The sequence below is a fragment of the Chloroflexota bacterium genome, assembly GCA_016219275.1.
Taxonomy (GTDB): domain Bacteria; phylum Chloroflexota; class Anaerolineae; order UBA4142; family UBA4142; genus JACRBM01.
In genome coordinates, this window is record JACRBM010000043.1 from 16,039 (window position 1) to 36,713 (window position 20,675).

Annotated in this window: 18 protein-coding genes and 1 riboswitch; all 18 genes read left to right on the top strand. The window is 57.2% G+C overall.

Annotation, left to right across the window (positions count from 1 at the left end):
* Positions 1-130: 130 nt before the first annotated feature.
* The 18 genes from HY868_11275 (at position 131) to HY868_11360 (ending at position 20,658) form a co-directional block, all read left to right on the top strand.
* A complete protein-coding gene (locus HY868_11275; GenBank protein MBI5302710.1) occupies positions 131-1,402 on the top strand; it encodes a MerR family transcriptional regulator in 1,272 nt (423 codons plus the stop codon).
* Positions 1,403-1,409: 7 nt separating this feature from the next.
* On the top strand, positions 1,410-2,096 hold the full coding sequence (locus tag HY868_11280) for a hypothetical protein (protein MBI5302711.1): 687 nt from the start codon (positions 1,410-1,412) through the stop codon (positions 2,094-2,096).
* Between the two features lie 47 nt (positions 2,097-2,143).
* Positions 2,144-3,064 (top strand): TIGR01777 family protein, encoded by a 921-nt coding sequence (locus HY868_11285; GenBank protein MBI5302712.1) that lies wholly within the window; start codon positions 2,144-2,146, stop codon positions 3,062-3,064.
* An 82-nt stretch (positions 3,065-3,146) separates the two neighbouring features.
* Positions 3,147-4,658 (top strand): DUF2867 domain-containing protein, encoded by a 1,512-nt coding sequence (locus tag HY868_11290; GenBank protein ID MBI5302713.1) that lies wholly within the window; start codon positions 3,147-3,149, stop codon positions 4,656-4,658.
* A complete protein-coding gene (locus HY868_11295) occupies positions 4,655-5,881 on the top strand; it encodes an MFS transporter (protein MBI5302714.1) in 1,227 nt (408 codons plus the stop codon). Before HY868_11290 ends, HY868_11295 begins: the two co-directional genes overlap by 4 nt.
* 144 nt (positions 5,882-6,025) lie before the next feature.
* Positions 6,026-6,110: riboswitch (cyclic di-GMP riboswitch) on the top strand.
* Positions 6,111-6,335: 225 nt separating this feature from the next.
* Entirely contained in the window at positions 6,336-7,151 is an 816-nt protein-coding gene (locus HY868_11300; GenBank protein MBI5302715.1) for a response regulator transcription factor, read from the top strand.
* A 90-nt stretch (positions 7,152-7,241) separates the two neighbouring features.
* Positions 7,242-7,829 (top strand): hypothetical protein, encoded by a 588-nt coding sequence (locus HY868_11305; protein ID MBI5302716.1) that lies wholly within the window; start codon positions 7,242-7,244, stop codon positions 7,827-7,829.
* 144 nt (positions 7,830-7,973) lie between these two features.
* Entirely contained in the window at positions 7,974-8,543 is a 570-nt protein-coding gene (locus HY868_11310; protein MBI5302717.1) for a hypothetical protein, read from the top strand.
* A gap of 74 nt (positions 8,544-8,617) precedes the next feature.
* Positions 8,618-9,193 carry a hypothetical protein gene (locus tag HY868_11315; GenBank protein ID MBI5302718.1) on the top strand — a complete coding sequence of 192 codons (576 nt, stop codon included), beginning with the start codon at positions 8,618-8,620 and terminating at the stop codon, positions 9,191-9,193.
* Positions 9,194-9,296: 103 nt separating this feature from the next.
* Positions 9,297-12,428, top strand: a complete 3,132-nt coding sequence (locus HY868_11320) for an O-antigen ligase family protein (GenBank protein MBI5302719.1) — start codon at positions 9,297-9,299, stop codon at positions 12,426-12,428.
* Positions 12,429-12,522: 94 nt separating this feature from the next.
* Entirely contained in the window at positions 12,523-12,756 is a 234-nt protein-coding gene (locus tag HY868_11325; protein ID MBI5302720.1) for a hypothetical protein, read from the top strand.
* 157 nt (positions 12,757-12,913) lie between these two features.
* Entirely contained in the window at positions 12,914-13,423 is a 510-nt protein-coding gene (locus HY868_11330) for a hypothetical protein (protein MBI5302721.1), read from the top strand.
* Positions 13,416-13,886, top strand: a complete 471-nt coding sequence (locus HY868_11335) for a hypothetical protein (GenBank protein ID MBI5302722.1) — start codon at positions 13,416-13,418, stop codon at positions 13,884-13,886. Before HY868_11330 ends, HY868_11335 begins: the two co-directional genes overlap by 8 nt.
* Positions 13,887-13,978: 92 nt before the next feature.
* Positions 13,979-14,491, top strand: coding sequence for a hypothetical protein (locus HY868_11340; GenBank protein MBI5302723.1), 513 nt, complete (start codon positions 13,979-13,981; stop codon positions 14,489-14,491).
* Between the two features lie 28 nt (positions 14,492-14,519).
* The gene (locus HY868_11345; protein MBI5302724.1) at positions 14,520-15,005 is read left to right on the top strand and encodes a chemotaxis protein CheW; all 486 of its coding nucleotides are present in this window, start codon (positions 14,520-14,522) and stop codon (positions 15,003-15,005) included.
* A gap of 27 nt (positions 15,006-15,032) precedes the next feature.
* Positions 15,033-16,580: a tetratricopeptide repeat protein gene (locus HY868_11350; protein MBI5302725.1), complete on the top strand. Its 1,548-nt coding sequence runs from the start codon at positions 15,033-15,035 to the stop codon at positions 16,578-16,580.
* A gap of 24 nt (positions 16,581-16,604) precedes the next feature.
* Positions 16,605-17,237 (top strand): purine-binding chemotaxis protein CheW, encoded by a 633-nt coding sequence (locus HY868_11355; GenBank protein ID MBI5302726.1) that lies wholly within the window; start codon positions 16,605-16,607, stop codon positions 17,235-17,237.
* A gap of 484 nt (positions 17,238-17,721) precedes the next feature.
* Positions 17,722-20,658, top strand: coding sequence for a HAMP domain-containing protein (locus tag HY868_11360; GenBank protein MBI5302727.1), 2,937 nt, complete (start codon positions 17,722-17,724; stop codon positions 20,656-20,658).
* The last annotated feature ends 17 nt before the right edge of the window (positions 20,659-20,675 follow it).

The following is a 20,675-nucleotide window of genomic DNA, read 5'->3' on the forward strand; positions in this document are numbered from 1 at the left end:
TTCGCGGTGGAACGTTGTGCTTGTGCGAATTTTAACACAGTTCTTGTGACGATGCAATCGTTGGCGCGACTTGCATGGACACTTGACAAACATTGTACAGGAATGTATAATCTTTAGCGTGAATGCGCCCATGGCTGGATTGACTATCAAAATCGTCGCCGAACGCACCGGCGTTTCGGTGCATACGTTGCGCGCGTGGGAACGCCGCTATGGCGTCCCGCGCCCCAGTCGCCACGCGGATAATCGCTACCGGCTGTACGACGAGCATGACATCGCTAACGTGCTGTGGATGAAGCGTCAAATCGCCAGCGGGCTATCGCCCGCCCAAGCCAGTCTGCTGTTCCAGCAAAAATCGCCGGCGCAAGCGTTCGCCGCGACGCAACCGCCGCTTGCCGAAATGCAAGCCGCGCTCCTCGCGGCATTTGTGGAAGCGGATGAGAACGCGGCGCAGAAAATTCTCGATCAAGCGTTCGCGCTGTTCGCGCCCGCCCAGGTCGCGCTCGACATCATTCAACCGACGATGGCATCCATCGGCGAACAGTGGGCGCAGAACGAAATTGCCGTGTGGCAGGAACACCTCGCGAGCAATTTGGTGCGGCGCAAACTGGCGGCGGTGCTGCAATCGCAGGCGTCCAATCTGACGCTCAACCCGCGCGTGCTGACCGCGTGCGCGCCCGCTGAAGATCACGAAATCGGTCTGCTGATGTTTGCGTGGCTCGCGCAACAACAGGGTTGGAGCGTGACGTACCTGGGTCAACGCACGCCGCTCGCCGAAATCGCCGCCGCGGCGCGCCAAGCCAGGTCGAACTGGGTCGTTGTTACTGTGACGACGGTGATCGGCTTGGCAAGTTTGCTCCCGTGGTTGCGCCAAGAAAATCGCCCGCCAACGCCGTTGGCATTCGGCGGACGCTTGCTGAATCTTGTGCCCGCGTTGCAGGAACGTCTGCCCGGCGTTTTTCTCGGCGACGATCTATCCACTGCCGCGCGCAGCCTTGCCACGCTCAAACCATGTCGCGAGGTGTATGCGCCGCGGCGACGCGCTTGGGACGCGGTGATGGCGTTGCAGGAACATCGTTTGACGATTGCGGGCGAATCAGCGGAGGCGGTGTTCGCGCAGTTGTCGCTTGCGCCGCGCGCGCGTTGGCGCGCCGAAGATTTGCGGATGGCTGGGTTGTATTTGACAGATAGTCTCGCGTCCGCGCTCGCGTTCGACGTGCCCGACTTGATGGAGCTGGACGGTCGCTGGCTCAAGCAGATGTTGTCGCCGCGAGCGGTCCCGCCCGACGCCGTTGTGAATCACATCAAACTGTTTTCGCGCGCGCTTAGTCGCGCCCTGGGTTCGGAACACGCGTCCGCTTTCAAACCGTTGCTGGCGCGCTTGAGCGACGCGTGTTTCCAATGAGGTTCTGATGAAACGATTGGCTGTTTTCGGCGCGATGGTTCTAGTGATGCTTGCCACGCGTGCGGCGTTCGCGCAGGGTCCGATTTTCGTCGAGCCGCGCAGCAATGTGACGCGCGCGACGGCGTTCAAAATCACCGACGATCAAACTTCCTGGGTCGTTTACGCGCAATTGACCCAGCCCGGCGAAGTGAATTATTACACGTTCGACGGCGCGCGTGGCGATGTGGTGTACATCAGCGCCAACTTGCCCAAGACCGATGAGGCGACCCAGTTTGGCGTAGAGATCGCGTTGATTGGCAACGCGATCGCGCAAACCGACGCCGTGCCGTTTCCATTGAACGCGAACGAGCACGCGCTCGTGATGCCAGACCCCGGTCACGATCCAGCAAGTGTTTTCTTGGAGCCGACCACGCAAACGGCGTACTGGACGCGCCAAAGCGCGCGGGTCACTTTGCCGGGCGATGGCGCGTATCTGATCGCGGTGTACAACGCGCAGAACAAGACCGGCAAGTACGTGCTTACGCTCGGTGGACGCGCAGAATGGGGCATGTCCGATGTGCCGATGTTTCCCAATGTATGGATTAGCATTCAAAGCTATTTTGGCAAAATCAATTTCGCCGCCCTTGGCATCGGCGCGCTGATCGTCGTCACAGTGATTACTGCCGGTACGGTGTACTTTTTTCTGCGTAAGTAATTCGGCAATGTCACATTCGTTTTTTGTCATCGCCAAAGGAGGATGCAATGAAACGGGTCATTATCGCCGGCGGTACGGGATTCCTGGGTCGTGCGTTCGCGCAAGCCGCGCCGCAAAACGAATACGAATTGATCGCGCTCACGCGCCAACCGGACAAGGCGAAGAATTTGCCGAACGGGATGCGCGCTGTCCAATGGGATGGGCGCACCGCGGAGGGCTGGGGCGATCTGGCGAACGGCGCGTACGCGCTTGTGAATTTCGCCGGCGCAAGCATCGGCATGCCGCCGATTCCGTGGAGCGCGGAACGCAAACGCAAAATCCGCGAGAGCCGCGTCAATGCGGGGCACGCGATTGTCGCGGCGGTGCAGGCGACGACCGAGAAACCGCGCGTCGTGATTCAAGCATCGGCGGTCGGCTATTACGGTTCGCGCGGCGTACAAGTCATCACCGAAGAGACCTCCGCCGGAAATGATTTTCTTGCGCGCGTTTGCGTAGACTGGGAATCGTCTACCGCCGAAACCTGGTCGCTCGGTGTGCGTCGCGTCGTCATTCGCACCGGCTTGCCGTTGAGCAAAACTGACGGCGTGTTTCCGATGCTCGCGCTGCCGTTCAAATTTTTCGTCGGCGGTCCGTTGGGCAGCGGCAAACAGTACGTGCCCTGGATTCATCTCGCGGATCACATCGCCGCGATTCACTTTTTGATAGATCACGCTGCGTTGCGCGGCGCGTTCAATCTCTCCGCGCCGAATCCGGTGACGAACGCGGAATTCGGTCGCGCGCTCGGCAAGGCGATCAAGCGTCCGGCGTGGTTGCCCGTGCCGGAGATCGCGTTGAAACTCGCGCTCGGCGAAATGGCAGACCGGCTTTTGCTGACGAGCCAACGCATGATGCCGACGCGATTGCAGCAAGCCGGTTTCAAATTCAAGTTTCCAGATGTCGAACCGGCATTGCGCGACGCGTTGAAATGAAACGAAATCGTCAAGACCTTCCAGACGCTTGCGCGAGACCTGGAAGGTTTGCAATTCTAAATCATTTTGGATTGGAAACCAAGTGAGTGATTTGATTTTGGTCACCGGTGTCACGGGTTACGTCGGCGGGCGGCTCGTCCCGCGTTTGCTCGAGGCGGGCTATCGCGTGCGCGTGTTCGTGCGCGACCCGGCGCGTTTGCAGGGACGCGCGTGGCTTACCCAGGTCGAGGTTGTGGAGGGTGACGTCATCCAGCCGAATACTCTGCCGGCGGCGATGCGCGATGTTTACGCCGCGTACTACCTGGTGCATAGCATGAGCCAAATGGCGGACTATGACACGCGCGACATGGTCGGCGCGCACAATTTTGCATTTGCCGCGCGCGATGCCGGCGTGGACCGTCTCATCTATTTAGGCGGACTGGGCGATCCGCGCGCCGATCTCTCGCGTCACTTGCGTTCGCGCCAACTCACCGGCGATGTGCTGCGCAAAGCCGAGGTGCCAGTCACCGAGTTTCGCGCGGCGATCATCGTCGGTTCCGGTAGCGTGTCCTTTGAAATCATTCGCCATCTCACCGAGCGCGTGCCGGCGATGGTCTGCCCGCGCTGGGTCACGACGCGTGTCCAACCGATCGCGATTCGCGACGTGCTTAGTTATCTCATTCAAGCGTTGCGTGTGCCGGAAAGCGCCGGACAAATCATCGAGATCGGCGGCGCGGATATACAAACCTATCGAAGCATGATGCTGGGGTATGCCCGCGCGCGCGGTTTGCGGCGTTGGTTGATTCCCGTGCCCGTGTTGACGCCGCGCCTCTCGGTCTATTGGGTGCACTGGGTTACGCCCATTTCCTCGAGCATCGCCGCGCCGCTCATCGAAGGATTACGCAACGAAGTTGTCGTGCGCGACGACAAAGCGCGGCGATTGTTTCCCGACATCCAGCCGCTCGATTACGCGACCGCGCTCGAGCTTGCGTTGATGCGTCTCAAGACCGCGCAAGTCGAAACGTCGTGGAGCGATGCGCTCGTGACGAGCACCGGCGACGTGCGTCCGGTGACCATGACGCTGCAAGAAGGTATCATTGCCGAAACACGTCAACACATCGTGAATGCCTCCGCCGAATCCGTGTTTCGCATTTTTACCGGACTGGGCGGCGCGCGCGGTTGGTTGTTCGCCAATTTTTTGTGGCGCGCGCGCGGCACGGTGGACCGGTTGGTCGGCGGCGTGGGCTATCGGCGGGGTCGCCGCCATCCGGACGATTTGTTTACCGGCGACGCGCTCGATTTCTGGCGCGTCGAACAAGTTGATCCGAATCGCTTGTTGCGCTTGCGCGCCGAGATGCGCGTCCCCGGTTTGGCGTGGCTCGAATTTCAAGCGCGCCCGCAAATAAATGGTACGACCTTGCTGATCCAAACCGCGTTCTTTGTGCCCAAAGGTCTGTTCGGTTTGTTTTACTGGTATTCGCTTTATCCGATTCATGCCTGGATTTTTTCCGGGCTGATTCACGAAATCGCGCGACATGCCGAAGCGCGCGAAGCGTCGCTCGGCGCAAAATATCAAGATGCCGCGTCGAGAAAGGTGTTGGAAAAAATCAAATGAATAATCGTCGTCTGGCGACTATCTTCGTCATCGTTTTTATTGACCTGCTCGGCTTTAGTTTGATTCTGCCGCTCTTGCCGTACTATGCCGAGACGTTCGGGGCGGATCCATTCACGACCGGCTTGCTCGTCGCCGCGTACGCGGTGACGCAGTTGATCGGCGCGCCGATCCTGGGTCGCTTGTCGGATCGTGTGGGACGGCGACCGGTACTGCTCATCAGTATTTTCGGCACGTTCACCGGTTTTATGCTCTTTGGATTTGCGAACGCGCTGTGGGTGTTATTCGCGAGCCGCTTGATTCAAGGATTGACTGGCGGCAACATTTCGGTCGCGCAAGCGTACATCTCGGATGTGACGGACGAAAAAAATCGCGCTAACGGATTGGGCATGATGGGCGCGGCGTTCGGTCTCGGTTTCATCATCGGTCCTGCGGTGGGCGGCACGTTGAGCCAATGGGGCTACGCGGCGCCGTCGTTCATCGCGGCGGGACTCGCGTTCCTGAATTTCATCGCCGTCTTGGTCTGGTTGCCCGAATCGCTGACGGCACAACAACGCGTTGCCAGCGCGTCACGGCAACGTCCGCCGTTTACCTTCGCTGCGCTGCGTAACGCGTTGACGCGCCCGCGCGTCGGTCCGCTCTTGCAGATTCGGTTCTTCTTCGGCTTGGCGTTCGCGGTGTTGCAATCCATCTTTGCGCTGTACGCGCAACACCACCTGGGGTTTACCGCGCAGACAACTGGGTATGTGTTGGCATTCGTCGGCATTCTCTCGGTGTTTATCCAAGCGGTTGGCGTCGGTTGGTTGACCGCGCGTTTCCCAGAAAACCGTTTGATCTTTGTGGGCACGCTGGTGATGGGCGCGGCGTTGCTCGCGTGGTCGGTCGTCGGCGATTTGATTGGCATTCTTGTCATCACGACGCCGATCGCGCTCGCCGGTGGATTGCTCAACACCGTGTTGAGCAGCGCGTTGACCAAATCGGTGTACCCGGAAGAAATCGGCGGAACCCTGGGTCTCGCCGCGTCGGTCGAAAGTTTGACGCGTGTGATCGCGCCGATCGTCGGCGGATTTCTGCTCGACCGCGCGGGCGCGTGGTCGCCGGGCGTGTTCTGCGGCATCGTGATGGTGTGGGTCGTCTCGTTTGTGTGGCGACGCTTGATCGTCAATCCCGATCCGCCGCTTCCCGCGCGCGCGGCGCCGGTTCCAGTGGAGACGCGTGGTGGATAGACCCGCAGGGTTTTCTAAAACCCTACGGCGCTTCCGTCGCGTCTAGTCCTCTGATACTAGCCCCACAATCCCATTTAGCTAATGCATCGCGCCGCGTATAATGAGCGCAGATTCAAGTAGAGACCAAGCGCGCCAGGTCTCTACCTTCGAAAATGGCAAACCCGGCGAAAGCCGGCGACGCAAAGCTACGGACCTAAGGTCGCAAGACGATGGTCGCCGAGCCGCCGAAGAAATTTCAACACTGCATCTCGTTACCCATCCTGCTTCGGTCACTCGGAGTGGGATTTTTTTGTTCACGGAGGTGTGCGATGTTCGAAGCGATGCTCGTTCTGATTTGTGTGGCAGCGGTATCGTGGGGTTGGCATCAACGCCAGATCATTTTGAGTCAAGTCGAAGACGAAGCGCGCACGCCGCGCCGGCGTTGAGCCGAATCTGGTAGAGTGTCACCAAACCAATGGCTGCTTCTTTTCCTGCGCCTACCCAGTCTGCGCCGCGTCTGCTGGTCGTTGACGATGACGACAATGTGCGCCAACCCATCGCCAAATTTCTCCAATTGAAGGGTTGCCGTGTTGACCAAGTGAGTTCCGGCGAAGAGGCGTTGCAACGGGTTGCCGGCGAGACGTACGATTTGATGATCGTGGACTTGGTGTTGCCGGGCATGTCCGGCTCCGAGATCATGCGCCGCGCGCGTGAACTGCGTCACGATTTGCTCATCGTCGTGCTCACCGCGCACGCGAGCGCGGAGAGCGCGATTCTCGCGGTCAAGTTGAACGCGGTAGATTATTTGCTCAAGCCGTGCAAATCGGAAGATCTCTACCTCGTGATCGCGCGAGCGATGGAAGAGCGCGCGCAACAATTACGTCGCCAACATTTGGTGAACATGATCGGCGATGTGATGGACGCGTTGCGCGATCCGAGTGAAAGTGCGCCCGCGCCGCGCGCGTCGGCGTCTCCGCCGCCGCTGGAGAGCATGCTCGAACTCGTTCGTGACAAGCGTATGGCGATCCTTCACACGCGTCCACCGCACACGGTCGAATTGACCGAAAGCGAAATCTCGATTCTTGTTGCGCTGATGGAACAGCCGAACCAGGTGTTGTCGGTCAATCAACTTGCCCGGTCGGTGGGATACGTGGGGATGGACAAATGGACGGTCGAGAATGTGATTCGTTCGGTCGTGTTTCGCTTGCGCCAAAAACTTGAAGCCGGTCCCGATGCGCCGCAACTCATACGCACGGTGCGCGGACGCGGTTACTTTTTTTCGCCGGCATAACATCGCTCGGCGAATTTTTTTGCAATGAACTTGAAAGGGCAGACGGGTCCGAATCCGGGTATAGTGACTGTGAAACAGAGTGAGGTGGGGATGGAATCCGAACAAATGCAACAGCGGATCGCAGCGCTCGAACACGAAGTCAAAACGCTCAAGCGCGATATTCAGAAGACGCTTGTCGAGATTCAACACGCGTTACCGGAAAAAACAGCCGCGAGTGCGCGTTGGCAGAAAAAAGCCTGGTTGCTCGCCATCGTCAATATGCTCCTTGCCATCGTCCTGTTCAGCAACATTTATCTGTATCTGCCCGGCGGTCTGTTTCTTGAAGATGCGACGCTCGCCTTGTTCTTGCGCGCGTTCTGGCTCGCGCTCGCGTTCGTATGGCTCTTGTTGCAGATGTACCCGCTGGTCTTGTTGCTCGAACAGGAAGACCCGGAATGGCAAAACATCGCGTGGCGCAACGCGTTGAGTTTTGTCCGTAATCGTCCCGATATGCTCATTGGACTGACCGTTGTCGTGTTGATCGTCGCCGTCGTGAATTCACTCTTGCCCTCGGCTTGGTTGATCGTTGCCTTGATTCTGCTCGTCCTTGCCGGTAGTGCGGGTGTGCGCTATGTGCTGGAGCGCAAACACAAAGCGCGCAAATTATTTTGCAATGAATCTGAAAGGGCACGCCGGTAATCTCTGTGTTAAATTCGTTTATAGAATAGCAAAACGTCAACGATGTAGGGTCGTCGGAAATGGAGGTATCTATCGAAGCGAAAGTCAAGCAACGTACTCTTCCACTTGTTATCCAGACAATCAAGATTCTAAAAGGAGACTAGAATGAACACCAAATTCAAACGAATGATGAAGGACGAAAGTGGTATCACCGCGCTGGAAACGGCGATTATCCTGATTGCCTTCGTCGTGGTCGCCGCCATCTTCGCCTTCACCGTCCTCTCGACCGGTACCTTCCTCACGGAACGGAGCAAGGAAGCCGCGTATGCTGGCTTGCAAGAAGTCCGCGGCTCGATGGAACTTAAAGGCAGTGTCGTACTCGAGAACACCGGGCAAGAAGTGGTCTTTAACATCGCAACGGTTGCCGGCGGTTCGTCGGTAGACCTCAGCAAAGTCAAGATGACCTATCGCGACACCGGCGTGAACACGGACCTCACCTACGCGACGGGCACGACCAGCACCGCGGGTAACTGGGTTGCCACCCAACCACCCGCCAACACGGCGACGGTGCAGATTCTATCTGCCGGTAACCTGGCGAAGATTCGGGTCTATTTGAATGCCGCTTTGACCGCGAACAAAACTTTTGCGCTCGAAGTGAAACCGCCGACGGGCGGTACGATGCAAATCGAACGCACCTGCCCTGCCGCAATTGACGTCGTGACCGATCTGCACTAGGCAACGACCAAGCCAACGAAGTTGGGAGGATCAATCATCTTCCCGAATTAGAAATCACAAAAGGGAGAATCCCAATGAACACTAAATTCAATCGCATGGTGAAGGATGAGAGTGGCATCACCGCGCTGGAGACCGCGATCATCTTGATTGCCTTCGTCGTCGTCGCCGCGATCTTTGCCTTCACCGTTCTTTCGACCGGCACCTTCCTTACCGAACGCAGTAAAGAAGCCGCGTACAGTGGCTTGCAAGAAGTCCGCGGCTCGATGGAACTCAAGGGCAGTGTCGTGCTTGAGACGACGGGTAGTCAAGTGGTCTTTAACCTCGCGACGGTTGCGGGTGGATCGTCCGTTGACCTCAGCAAAGTCAAGATAACCTATCGCGATTCGAGCGCGAACACGGACCTCACGTACGATTCGGCGGTGTCTAGCACGGCTGGTTCAGGCAAGTGGGTCGTCACGCAGCCACCGGCGAACACCGCTACCTTGCAAATTCTCTCGGCTGGCAATTTGGCGAAAATTCGAGTCTATCTGATCACAGCGGTGACTGCCAACAAAACCTTTGCACTCGAAGTCAAACCGCCGACCGGCGGCACATTGCAAATCGAACGCACCGCGCCGGCTCAGATTGATGTCGTGACGGACCTCCACTAGGCGCACATTGAACCCGAGTCCGATTTCATAACATGGTACGGCGGTTTGGTTGACAGTTCAGCCAAACCGCCTTTCCCTGTGAATCAAGCCAGGTATGCCGGAAATGAAAATAAACGAGAAAATAGAATCTCCTAGCCGATTGAGTATCCTCTGCGAACGCCTCATCGAGGCAGGATGGTTGATCGCGGTCATCCTCGCCCCGTTGTACCTCAACGTCAATACCTATCGCATTTTCGACGCCGACAAGATGGTGTTCATCCAATTGTGTGTGAGCGGCATGGCGCTTGCGTGGGTGATCAAATGGCTGGAACAACGCCGGCTCGGCGCACGACCCTGGCGCGAACGGTTCGCCGCGCCGCTCGTCTTGCCGACTCTCGCGATTGTCTTGGCGCAACTGCTCACCACGATCACCGCGATTGCTCCGGCGGTTTCCTTCACTGGATCGTTCACGCGTCCCCAGGGCGCATCTATCGCCTTGACGTACGTCGCGCTCTTTGCGCTGATGGCGCAGGGCTTGACGACGCGCCAACAATTCGACCGTTTGGTCGCGACGCTCGCGCTCACCAGTTTACCGATCGCGTTGTACGGTATCATTCAAAATTATGGTCTCGATCCACTGGTCTGGGATCGCGACATTCCGGGACGCGTCTTCGCCACGCTCGGCAACCCGATCTTTTTAGGCGCGTATCTGATCCTGGTTTTCTTTCTAACCCTGGGTCAAGCCATCGCCAGTGCGCACGCGGCAAGAACGGCGGCAACGCGCGTGCCTTGGCTGCGCGCCGGGATTTTCGGATTGATCGCGCTGATTCAAGCGATATGCCTTCTGTTTACGATCAGCCGCGGACCCTGGGTCGGATGGATCACCGGGCTGGGCTTTTTTGCGTTGATGCTCGCGCTCGTTTTCCGCATGAGGCGCACGTTGCAAACCATCGTCGTGGTCGGACTGATCGGTGTTCTCACTCTCGTCATACTGAATGTGCCCAACACTCCGCTCGAACCGATTCGCAACGCGCCGTATATCGGATCGCTCGGTCACATTTTTGAAGGCGAAAGCGGCACGGGCAAAGTTCGCACGCTCATCTGGGAAGCCGATGCGCGCATCTTTGCCGAACGACCCGTCGCGCAATTTCCCGATGGAACACCCGACCGCTGGCATCTCTTGCGTCCCTTGATTGGCTATGGACCGGATTCAATGGCGGTGATCTTTACCCAGTTCCGTCTCGCCGACGGCAACATCGAGAACACGAAAGAAGATCACAGCCACAACGAGACCTGGGATGTGCTCGTTTCGACCGGCATTCTCGGCTTGGTGGCTTACCAGTGGCTATGGCTCGCGGTTTTTTTGCTCGGCTTGAAATGGCTCGATTTGATACCGACGAACCGCGAACGCAATATAGTCATCGGGCTGTGGCTGGGCGGTGGATTTCTCTTTGGATTGGCGACCATCCTCGTTGGGCAATTCAAGTATTTCGGCATCGCGTTGCCGGCGGGAAACTTGGTGGGGCTGGGAATTTTCCTGGGTCGCGCCGCGTTGCGCGATCCGCGATTGCCGCCACTGAATCTGCCCGCGCGCCAAATCTTGATCGCGGCGTTGCTCGCCGGTTTCATCGCGCACTATGTCGAGATTCAATTCGGCATCAACCTCACCGCGACTCGCGTGCTTTTCTGGGCGACTGCCGCGCTCTTCATCGCGATCGGCGTGCGGAAACTCGAAGCGACTCAGTCGCCACAACACGCGACGGAATGGCTCGGCGCGGCGGCGAGTTACGCGCTTGTCGGCGCGATCGTTCTCGTCATTGTCTTGTTCGAGTTCATTCAACGCTCCAACAACGCCGATGTCTCGCAAACGTTTTGGCTGGCGCTCGCGTTCAATCCCATTTCGCAGCAGGACTCATTCGCGATTTTGTTTATGCTTCTCGGCGTTTGGATGGCGGCAGTCGCGCTCGCGGTGAGTGAGTTGCTTTGTGCCGGGGTGCTTGGGCGCGCCAATTGGCGCAACGCCTTCGCGGTTGTGAGCGGCTCAACCCTGGGATTGTCTGCGCTCTTTGGTTTGGGTTACAGCGCGCAAGTGAGCGCGTTGAAAAGCGTTCCGGCGAAATTGACGAGTACGCAAGAAGGACTGGTTGTCGCGGAACAACTCGTCGGCTTGACTGATTTCTTTAGCGTTATGCTTCTGGCGTTGTTTCTGCTCATGCTCGTCGCGCTGACGTTGGAAACGCGCTGGCAAACTCTGGGTTGGGCGGTGAATCGCTGGGCGCTTGCGGCATTTGCGCCGTTGATGTTCGCGCTCATCGTCGCAGGCAACGCGCAGTTGCTCAACCCGATTCGCGCGGACACGTACAACAAAGTCGGACTGTTTTTCATGAACGCGCACGAGACCGACGCGGCGGTGGCGTTGTTTAGCCGAGCCATTCGACTCGCGCCGATGACGGATCGGTACTATATGTTGCTCGGCAATGTCTTTGCCAACAAGGCATTCTATCTCGATATGACGAACCCCTCGCAGTTCGGCGACCAAACGCAATTGAACGATCTACTCAACTTGAACGCGCAACAGATTGCCCGGTTGAATCGGAACGATTCCGTGTACGCGGCGCAAACGATGTACCTCCGGGCGTACAACTTTAATCCGCTGTACGTTGATCATAGCGCGAACCTCGCGCGCTTGTACAAACCCGAGCCGCCGCTCAACACGCCGGGCAAAAAGAAACTGGCGGACCTCACGAGCAAGTATTTCGCCGAGGCGGTGCGCCTCAGCCCGAACGACGTGCGGCTGTGGAACGAGTGGGCGGATTTCGATTTGACGTACTTGGAAAATTCGGACACGGCGTTGCACAAACTAACCGAGTCCGCCAAGCGGGACCCGTACTTTGCGCCGACCTTTGTGGCGATGGGCGATGTGTTCAAGGCGCAACCGGATCTCGCGCGCGCCGCCGATGCGTACGAACGCGCGCTCGCCGCGCGCATCCCGCTCGCCGAAGCCGCGCGCAAACTCGCGTTCGTGTACTATCAGCAAGGCAAACTGAGCGACGCGATTGCGAGCTATGCCAAATTCGTCGAACTTGCGCCGGACGCGGCGAACGTGTGGGAAGCGCATAAAAATATCGCGTTGCTGTATGACCAAGCCGGCGACCGCGCGTCCGCCTTGCGCGCGGCGCAACGCGCGCGCGACCGCGCGCCCGCCGACGTGTACGCGCAATTGGATGAACTGATCGCGCGTTGGCGCGCGCCGTAACGCGCGGCTAGTACTTTCAGTTTGCCCGACGGGTACCATTTGCTTAGATTGCCGCGTGAAACGCCATGTTAAGATAAGGTTGAAAGGAGTCGCTGTGGAACTCGAACAACGCGTTAAAGCCCTCGAATACGAGGTCAAGATTCTCAAGAATGATTTGCAACGCACGCTTTTGGAAATTCAAGAGCAAGTGCTCTTGCACTATTATCCCAGCTTGCGCGCCGACGACAGCAAGCCTTCCGAAGGCACGATCCAAGCGGTGGACGCGTTGCGCGTAAAACTGGCAAGCTCGACGCTACCGCCCAAGCCGGACGAAAGCAAAAAATCCTAGTCGCGATTCACACAATTGTCTAGAGCAAATTCCGATTCGATTTATGGTGTGCGTTGCATCCAAGACCTGTCAGGTTTCCGCGAAGCGAACCTGACAGGTCTGCCGTAAACGCGTTAGGAATCTGCTCTAAACCAGCAAGACCGACGGAGATTCGACCGTGGAACTCGAACAGCGTGTCAAAGCACTCGAATTCGAACTGAAAATTCTCAAGAACGAAATCCAGCACACGATCACTCAAGTACACGAGCTTGTTCTCGCGCAGTACGCAGCGGAAGCCGCGGCGGCGGTGAGCAAACCGGCGGAATCGCCAACCCCGGTTATTAAAGCCGTCCCGCTCGCCGAAATTCGCCACGCGCAACACGCGATCGTCGCCGAGGAACATCATGAACATCTCAAGCGGCTGGAAGTGTGGGCAAAGGGGAGTATCGAACGACTTGGCAGCGGACGTGTGGGCAGACTCGTGACGTTGTTCGCCGAACGCGGCTATCTGCTCGACGTGGACAGGAAACAGTTGATCGAAGTCGTCGCGCGCTACGAAGACACAGGTCCGATCAAAGCGCCGCTGACCCAGGTTCTCGACGCGGTGTTGAAGCTGGACGAATTGCTCGACCGCGCAGCGGACGGCGAAGAAGCATTGCAGATCATCGAGGAGGCGAATCTTGGATAAGATGATCGTGACGAGTCTCCTGATCGTCGCGGGCGTCATTTCCGCCATTACCGTCTTCAACGCAATCTATCCGTTGATCGGACAGAGCAATGCTACGATGACCAGTATGCAAACGCGGATGGACGAGCGTTTCAAAACGCAAATTCAAATCGTTCACGCGGCGAAGACGCCGAGTGATGAAGTGCATCTCTGGGTCAAGAACATTGGCACCGCGCGCGTGCTCGCCATCGAATCCAGCGATGTGTTTTTCGGACCGCAGAGCAATTTCGCGCGCATTCCGTATAACACCGGGAGTGGGACGTACTGGCAGTACTCGATTGAAGGCGGCGGCACGGATTGGAATCCGGTGACCACCGTCAAGTTCGTTATCAAGGGCTATACGTTTCTCGGTCCCGGCACGCGCTATTTTGTCAAGGTCGTTCTGACGAACGGCGTGAACTCGGAATACTATTTCAGTGAGTAGACCTCACCCCTCATCCCCTTCCCCCTCTCCCCTCTCCTGAATTTTTCAGGAGAGGGGAGAGGGGCAGGGGAGAGAGGCGAGGCGGAGCGAGTATGGAAACCGCGATTACCGGTCTCATCATTATCGGCTTGTTGATTCTGGTCGTCGTCGGCGTCACGACGACGGCGTTGACTACGCAAGCGAGTCTCGCCGAATCGTCGCGCGTGATGCAGGAACGCGCCGGGGAACGCGTCCGCACGAACGTCTCGCCGCTCAATGCGACGACATCGGCGGGTGGTGATTACGTGTACGTGACCTTCAAAAATATTGGCACGACCAAACTGACCGATTTCAATCGCTGGGATGTGATTTTGCAATACACGGGCAGTGGCACGGGGCAGGTCAGATGGTATCCCTACGGCGCTGGCGCTAATCATTGGACCGAACAAATCTATCAAATCGCTTCGCCGCCCACTGCCGAGACATTTGAACCGGGCGTGCTGAACCCAGGTGAAGAGTTAGTCGTCACTGTCAACGTGTCACCCGTTGTGGACGCGAGCACGATTAATCTCGCAACTGTGTCTACGCCGAATGGCATCAGCGCCTCGATGGTGTTTACGCGCTAGGCGCGAATCTAGCGCAAGGAGCAGAGTCATGCTGGCAACCGAATTGCATAGCGAAATCAAATCGGTGCAGAGTGGACACGTCCAATTGCTCACCTTCAAATTGGACGACCAAGAGTACGCGCTCGATATCGCGAATGTCGTCCAGGTCGTGCGGATGGTCGCGATCACTCGCGCGCCGCATGTCGCGAATGCGGTTGTTGGCATCATCAATCTGCGCGGCAAAGTGATTCCAGTCGTGGACGTTCGCAAGCGTTGCGGTTTGCCGGTCAAGGAACACGATTTGAACACCCAGTTGTTGATCGCGCAAGCCGGGGGACGTATGGTGGCGCTCACCGTAGATGTTGTCTCCGAAGTCCTGACGATGCCAACCTCAAATATCGAAAGTACGCGCGCCGTGGGCGCGGAGATGGAGTTTTTATCGGCGATTGGCAAACTAGGCGACCGCCTTATCCTGATTCTCGATCCCAAGCAAGTGCTTTTGGAAACCGCCGCGGCGCAGATGAGCGCGAATTAAATGGGTTGTATGGATCAGAAAAGTTTTTTGTCCGACCAGTCCCATGAATCGCGCACGCCGGCGCTGTACCCGTCGAACTATGATAACTTTCATCGTCATGAGCTGCGTCTGCCAGTTCAGCGTGACCTTGCCTTGTCGCAAGGCGATTATGACCGGTTTCGCATATTCGTGTTGGAACGGATCGGCTTGGATTTTCCCGAGGACAAGCGCGCGATGCTGGGACGCGGCTTGGCGCAAGTGATGGACGTGATCGGTTGCGCGGACCTGGACGAACTGTACCGTCGCCTGAGCAATTTGCCTACCAGCGGTGCGCTATGGGATCAGGTCATCAGCGTGTTGACGGTCGGCGAGACTTATTTTTTTCGGAACACCAGCCACTTTGACGCGCTCACCAAGTACGTCTTGCCGCGCATCGTGCAAGAGCGCGAGCATACCAATCGGCGGATTCGCATCTGGTGCGCGGGTTGTTCGACCGGGGAAGAACCGTACTCGATCGCGATCCTGCTCAAGGAAATACTCCCGAATCTGGAAAGTTGGAATGTGTTGGTGCTGGCGACCGATATCAATCGCGAGGCGTTGAAAAAAGCGCAAGCCGCGCGGTACAGCGCGTGGTCTTTTCGCGGCGTCGAGAAACGCGTGCAAGACACGTACTTTCAACTCGACGGCAATCAGTACGTGCTCGCGGATGCTATCCAGCGTATGGTGACGTTCGACTATCTTAACCTGGTCAGCGATCCATTCCCTTCGCTCACGAACAACACGAACGCGATGGACATTATCCTCTGTCGAAACGTGACCATTTATTTCAATGAGCGCGTGACGCGCGCCGTCATTCAAAAAATTCACGCCTCGCTGGTCAACGACGGCTGGTTCATTCCCGGACCGTCCGAACCGAATATGCTGTACTATAGCGATTTCTCGGCGCAGAATTTTCCCGGCACGGTCGTGTACCAAAAACCGAGCGCGCTCCACCTGAAACCCAGAGTCAAACCCTTCAAACCGATTGAAATGCCGCCGCCGGTCTTGCCAATTGCTTCTACCCCCGCGCCGCAACCCGCACGTGCGCCTGCCGCGCCGCCGCCCGACGCATACAAACAGGCGCTCGAGTTGTTGCGCGAAGGCAAGAGCGACGCGGCGCTCGCGAAATTGTACGAAAAGATTGATCGCGACGCGCAATTTGCGCCGGCTTATTTTACGCTCGGCAAGATTTACGCGAACAAGGGCAATCTCGAAAAAGCGCAACATTGGTGCGAGCGCGCGATTCGTCTCGACAAGATGCACCCTGAACCGTACTATACGCTTTCGCTGGTGTACCAGCAACACGGCTTGCTCGATATGGCGGTGGACGCCCTCAAGAAGACGATTTATCTCGACCGCGATTTCGCGCTGGCGCGTTACAACCTCGCACAGATTTACCGGCGGCAAGGCGAACGCGAGCAAGCGCGCCGTGAATTACAAAACGTTCAGCGCATGTTGCAAGCGAAGCCGCGCGACGAAGTCGTTCCTGAAGGGGATGGACTCGTCGTCGCGCGCCTGCTTGAGCTGGTGGCAAACGAACTCGCGCTCGACGAATAAACTCGGCGTAAAGAGAGGGACACGATGGTCAAGACAACACACCCGTTAACCAAAAATCAAAATCAGAAAAGCAACTTGGATTGGGATCAGGTGCGGCAACACCTCGCCGAATCGCAAGCCCAAATGTCCGGCGAAAAAGCAGTGCCGTACGAAAAAATGAAAGCGGTCTTGCTCGAACGCGCCAAGGCGTTGACCAAGTCCACCGAAACGCATACGGGCGAGACGATGCAGTTGGTGGTGTTCCAACTCGCCAACGAAAAATACGGCATCGCCACCGACTACGTCCAGGAAGTGCAGCCGCTGCGTGATGTCACGCCGGTGCCGTGCACCCCTGGCTTTGTCGTCGGCGTGATCAACATTCGCGGTTCGATCTACTCGGTGATTGACATTCGCAGTTTCTTCGGCGTCGAGAAAAAAGAATACACGGATACGACCAAAGTCATTCTCGTCAACGCGGCGGGTTTGGAGATCGGCATCCTCGCCGACGACGTGAAAGGCGCGACGAATGTTCTCGTCAGTGACATCAAGCCGCCGTTGGCGACCCAGAGCGCGGTCAAAGAAGAATTTCTCCAAGGAGTGACCAAAGATATGCTCATCATCTTGAATCTCGAAGCGCTGTTGCGCGACGAGCGAATCATCGTCCACGAAGAGGCATAGTCGCGCGATGGCGTTCACCTTTTTTTCCGCGACACGCAAGCGGTTGACGTGACCCAGGTACTAGACCCGAAGGAGATCGTTCCTTCGGGTCTAATTTCTGAGAGCGATTTAATAACGCGCTCTCAAACAGGGCGTACTCCGGTATGATTTGACTATGCCCCCAAGAGTTCTCTCGACGCCGGCGCAAAATAAAGGTAAAGTGAATTCAACAAAACTCCAATGGATACTCCGCGAGGATTATTCCTCCGTGGACAACAGTTGCAGTCTGGAACGCGAGGCATGCGCGAGTCGGTAGGGCAACTCAAGTAAACCATCACAAGATCGAGTAGAGTGTTAGGAGTGGAGGCAGATTGGCTAACCATCGTCGGTCTACCCCAAAGGAAAAATCGCGAATTGTGGAGCGCACGGGTCCGGGACGGATGACGAAGTCGTCGTGAGGACCGCTCATATCGTTCGTGAGCAATTGCAAGGAGAGCAAGGTAACATGGCAAACCTAAAATGGGTGACCGGCAGTCTGCAAACGAAAACGACATTGCTGATCGTCGGGATAATGACGGCATTGCTGGCTGCGTTTATCTTTTACGATGTCCAATCGCAGAAAAACACGTTGGAAGAAGTCTTGCTTCAAAAAGGCACGAGTATGGCGCAGACTGGCGCGGCGTCCGTTAGTCATGTTCTCGAAGATGCCATTGCCACTGGTCGGCTGACGGAAGCGCAGGTGTTCGACGAGGACTATAAGCCGATCGCGGGTACCAATCCACAAAAGTATCACACCGCCAATGACAGTTTCCTGGATGCCAATATCCTCCAGATCGAAGACACATACCTCAAAGATGCGGATGTCCTTTTCGCCGTAGCGGTGGATACGAACAGCTATCTTCCCACACACAACACGCGTTACACAAAGATGCTCACCGGCGACTATCAGACCGACTTGGTGGGCAATCGAACCAAGCGCCTCTTCAATGATCCAGTCGGCATTGCTGCTGCCCAAAATTTGCAACCAATACTGCGTCAGATCTATCGCCGGGACACTGGCGAAATAGCGTGGGACATGTCGGCGCCCATCTATGTCAAAGGCAAGCACTGGGGCGGGTTCCGTGTGGGGTTCTCGCTGGCAAAAATTGATGCGGAGGTAGCAACTGCCGTGTGGCGCATTATGCTAGCTGCGCTCTTGCTGATTGGCGCGATTGGGGTGACTGCTTTCCTCGTGGCACGCTCCATCACCAAACCGCTGGTACCGGTGATGACGATGATCCAGGAAATGGGCAAAGGGCACCTGGGGATGCGCCTCAGGACGAAACGAAAGGACGAGATTGGTATTCTGGCGAACACGATGGATCAATTCGCCGACGATCTCCAGAACACTGTGGTTGGCACAATGAAGAAAATCGCGGCGGGTGATCTCTCAACCAATGTCAACCCCAGAGATACCCAAGATGAAATCTCGCCAGCGTTGAAGGCGACGACTGAATCGCTGCGCGGACTCGTGAGCGAAGCAAACATGCTCACCAAAGCCGCCGTCGAAGGCAAGCTCGCGACGCGCGGTGACGCGGCAAAATTCCAGGGCAGTTATCGCGACATCGTGCAAGGCGTCAACGACACGCTCGACGCGGTGATCGGTCCGCTGAACGTCGCGGCGGAATACGTCGATCGGATCAGCAAGGGTGACATTCCGTCCAAGATCACGGACCAGTACAACGGCGATTTCAACGGAATTAGAAACAACCTGAACCAATGTATTGATGCAGTGAATGCGCTGGTCGCCGATGCGAATATGCTCTCGAAAGCGGCAATCGCCGGCAATCTCGCGACGCGTGCGGACGCCGCGAAGCATCAAGGCGACTTTCGCAAAATCGTCCAGGGTGTCAACGACACGCTCGACGCAGTGATCGGTCCCCTGAACGTGGCGGCGGAGTATGTGGATCGCATCAGCAAGGGTGACATCCCGGCGAGGATCACGGACAAATACAACGGCGATTTCAACGAGATCAAGAACAACTTGAATCAGTGCATTGAGGCGGTCAACCTGATGATTGCGGATGCGAACAAATTGAGCCAAGCGGCAATTGCCGGCAAGCTCGCGACGCGCGCCGATACCGCGAAACATCAGGGCGACTTTCACAAGATCGTACAAGGCGTCAACGACACACTCGATGCGGTGATTGGACCATTGAACGTGGCGGCGGAATACGTGGATCGCATCAGCAAGGGCGACATGCCCTCCAAGATCACAGATAAATACAACGGCGATTTCAACGAGATCAAGAACAACCTGAATGCGTTGATTGATACGGTCAACATGCGCAACCAGGACATGGATCTGTTGATCGCCGGAGCGACGGCTGGCAATCTGGCAGTGCGCGCGGATGCGCGCAAATACGTCGGCTATAACGGCAAATTGATTGATGAAATCAATCGCATGCTCGATACGATTGTCGCGCCGATCCACGACACGCAGCACATCCTGGGACAAATCGCGCAAGGCGATCTGACGGTCAAGCTGAACGGACATTACCAAGGCGACTTTGCCGTTCTGCGCGATAGCATCGAGACGCTGGTGCGCGGACTGAAAGGGATGGCAGGACAATCACAGCAGAGCGCCGTCTCGATGACGTCGGCGACGGCGCAGATTCTGGCGAGTTCGACGCAGATGGCGAGCACGACGCGCGAGCAAGCGAGCGCGGTGAACGAGGTGTCATCTACGGTGCGTGAGATCAAAGCATCGGCGGAGCAAGTGGCGCAACGCGCGCAAAGTGTGGCGGAGCAAGCGACGCGGGCGAGTGAAGCGGCGCAACGCGGGACGGACGCGGTCGGCGCGGCGATGCGCGGGATGGACGACATTCGCGGCAAGGTCGAAGCGATAGCGGAAAACATCCTGGCATTGTCGGAGCAGACGCAACAAATTGGCGAGATCATTGACACGGTGACGGACATTGCGGGACAATCGAACATCCTGGCATTGAACGCGGCAATCGAAGCGGCGCAAGCGGGCGAAGCGGGCAAGGGCTTTCGCGTGGTAGCGGACGAAGTGCGGAGTTTGGCGGAGCAATCGCGGCAAGCGGCGGCGCAAGTCAAGACGATTCTGGGCGACATTCAGCGTGCGACGAACCAAGCGGTGATGGCGACGGAGCAAGGAACGAAAGGGGTTCATGCGGGGAGCGAGCAGGTCAATCGGACTGCCCAAACAATCCAAGAGCTGGCGCGGGTGGTGGATGAATCGGCGCAAGCGGCGCAGCAGATCGTAGCGGGAGTAGAACAACAGACGATTGGGTTGGACCAAATCGTGATTGGGATGAACGACATCAACCAAGCGGCGCAACAAACCTCGTCTGGCGCGCAACAATCGCAGAAAGCGGCGCAGGACATGAACGAACTTGCCGAACAGTTGAAGCACGTCGTCGCGCAATACCGGATGTAATGTGACTTGCTAAACCC

What these genes read in the sequence shown, in the direction of transcription:
- HY868_11275 (MBI5302710.1), top strand. Translation starts at nt 131, where the DNA reads ATGGCTGGATTGACTATCAAAATCGTCGCCGAACGCACCGGCGTTTCG.
- HY868_11280 (MBI5302711.1), top strand. Translation starts at nt 1,410, where the DNA reads ATGAAACGATTGGCTGTTTTCGGCGCGATGGTTCTAGTGATGCTTGCC.
- HY868_11285 (MBI5302712.1), top strand. Translation starts at nt 2,144, where the DNA reads ATGAAACGGGTCATTATCGCCGGCGGTACGGGATTCCTGGGTCGTGCG.
- HY868_11295 (MBI5302714.1), top strand. Translation starts at nt 4,655, where the DNA reads ATGAATAATCGTCGTCTGGCGACTATCTTCGTCATCGTTTTTATTGAC.
- HY868_11300 (MBI5302715.1), top strand. Translation starts at nt 6,336, where the DNA reads ATGGCTGCTTCTTTTCCTGCGCCTACCCAGTCTGCGCCGCGTCTGCTG.
- HY868_11305 (MBI5302716.1), top strand. Translation starts at nt 7,242, where the DNA reads ATGGAATCCGAACAAATGCAACAGCGGATCGCAGCGCTCGAACACGAA.
- HY868_11310 (MBI5302717.1), top strand. Translation starts at nt 7,974, where the DNA reads ATGAACACCAAATTCAAACGAATGATGAAGGACGAAAGTGGTATCACC.
- HY868_11315 (MBI5302718.1), top strand. Translation starts at nt 8,618, where the DNA reads ATGAACACTAAATTCAATCGCATGGTGAAGGATGAGAGTGGCATCACC.
- HY868_11320 (MBI5302719.1), top strand. Translation starts at nt 9,297, where the DNA reads ATGAAAATAAACGAGAAAATAGAATCTCCTAGCCGATTGAGTATCCTC.
- HY868_11340 (MBI5302723.1), top strand. Translation starts at nt 13,979, where the DNA reads ATGGAAACCGCGATTACCGGTCTCATCATTATCGGCTTGTTGATTCTG.
- HY868_11345 (MBI5302724.1), top strand. Translation starts at nt 14,520, where the DNA reads ATGCTGGCAACCGAATTGCATAGCGAAATCAAATCGGTGCAGAGTGGA.
- HY868_11355 (MBI5302726.1), top strand. Translation starts at nt 16,605, where the DNA reads ATGGTCAAGACAACACACCCGTTAACCAAAAATCAAAATCAGAAAAGC.
- HY868_11360 (MBI5302727.1), top strand. Translation starts at nt 17,722, where the DNA reads ATGGCAAACCTAAAATGGGTGACCGGCAGTCTGCAAACGAAAACGACA.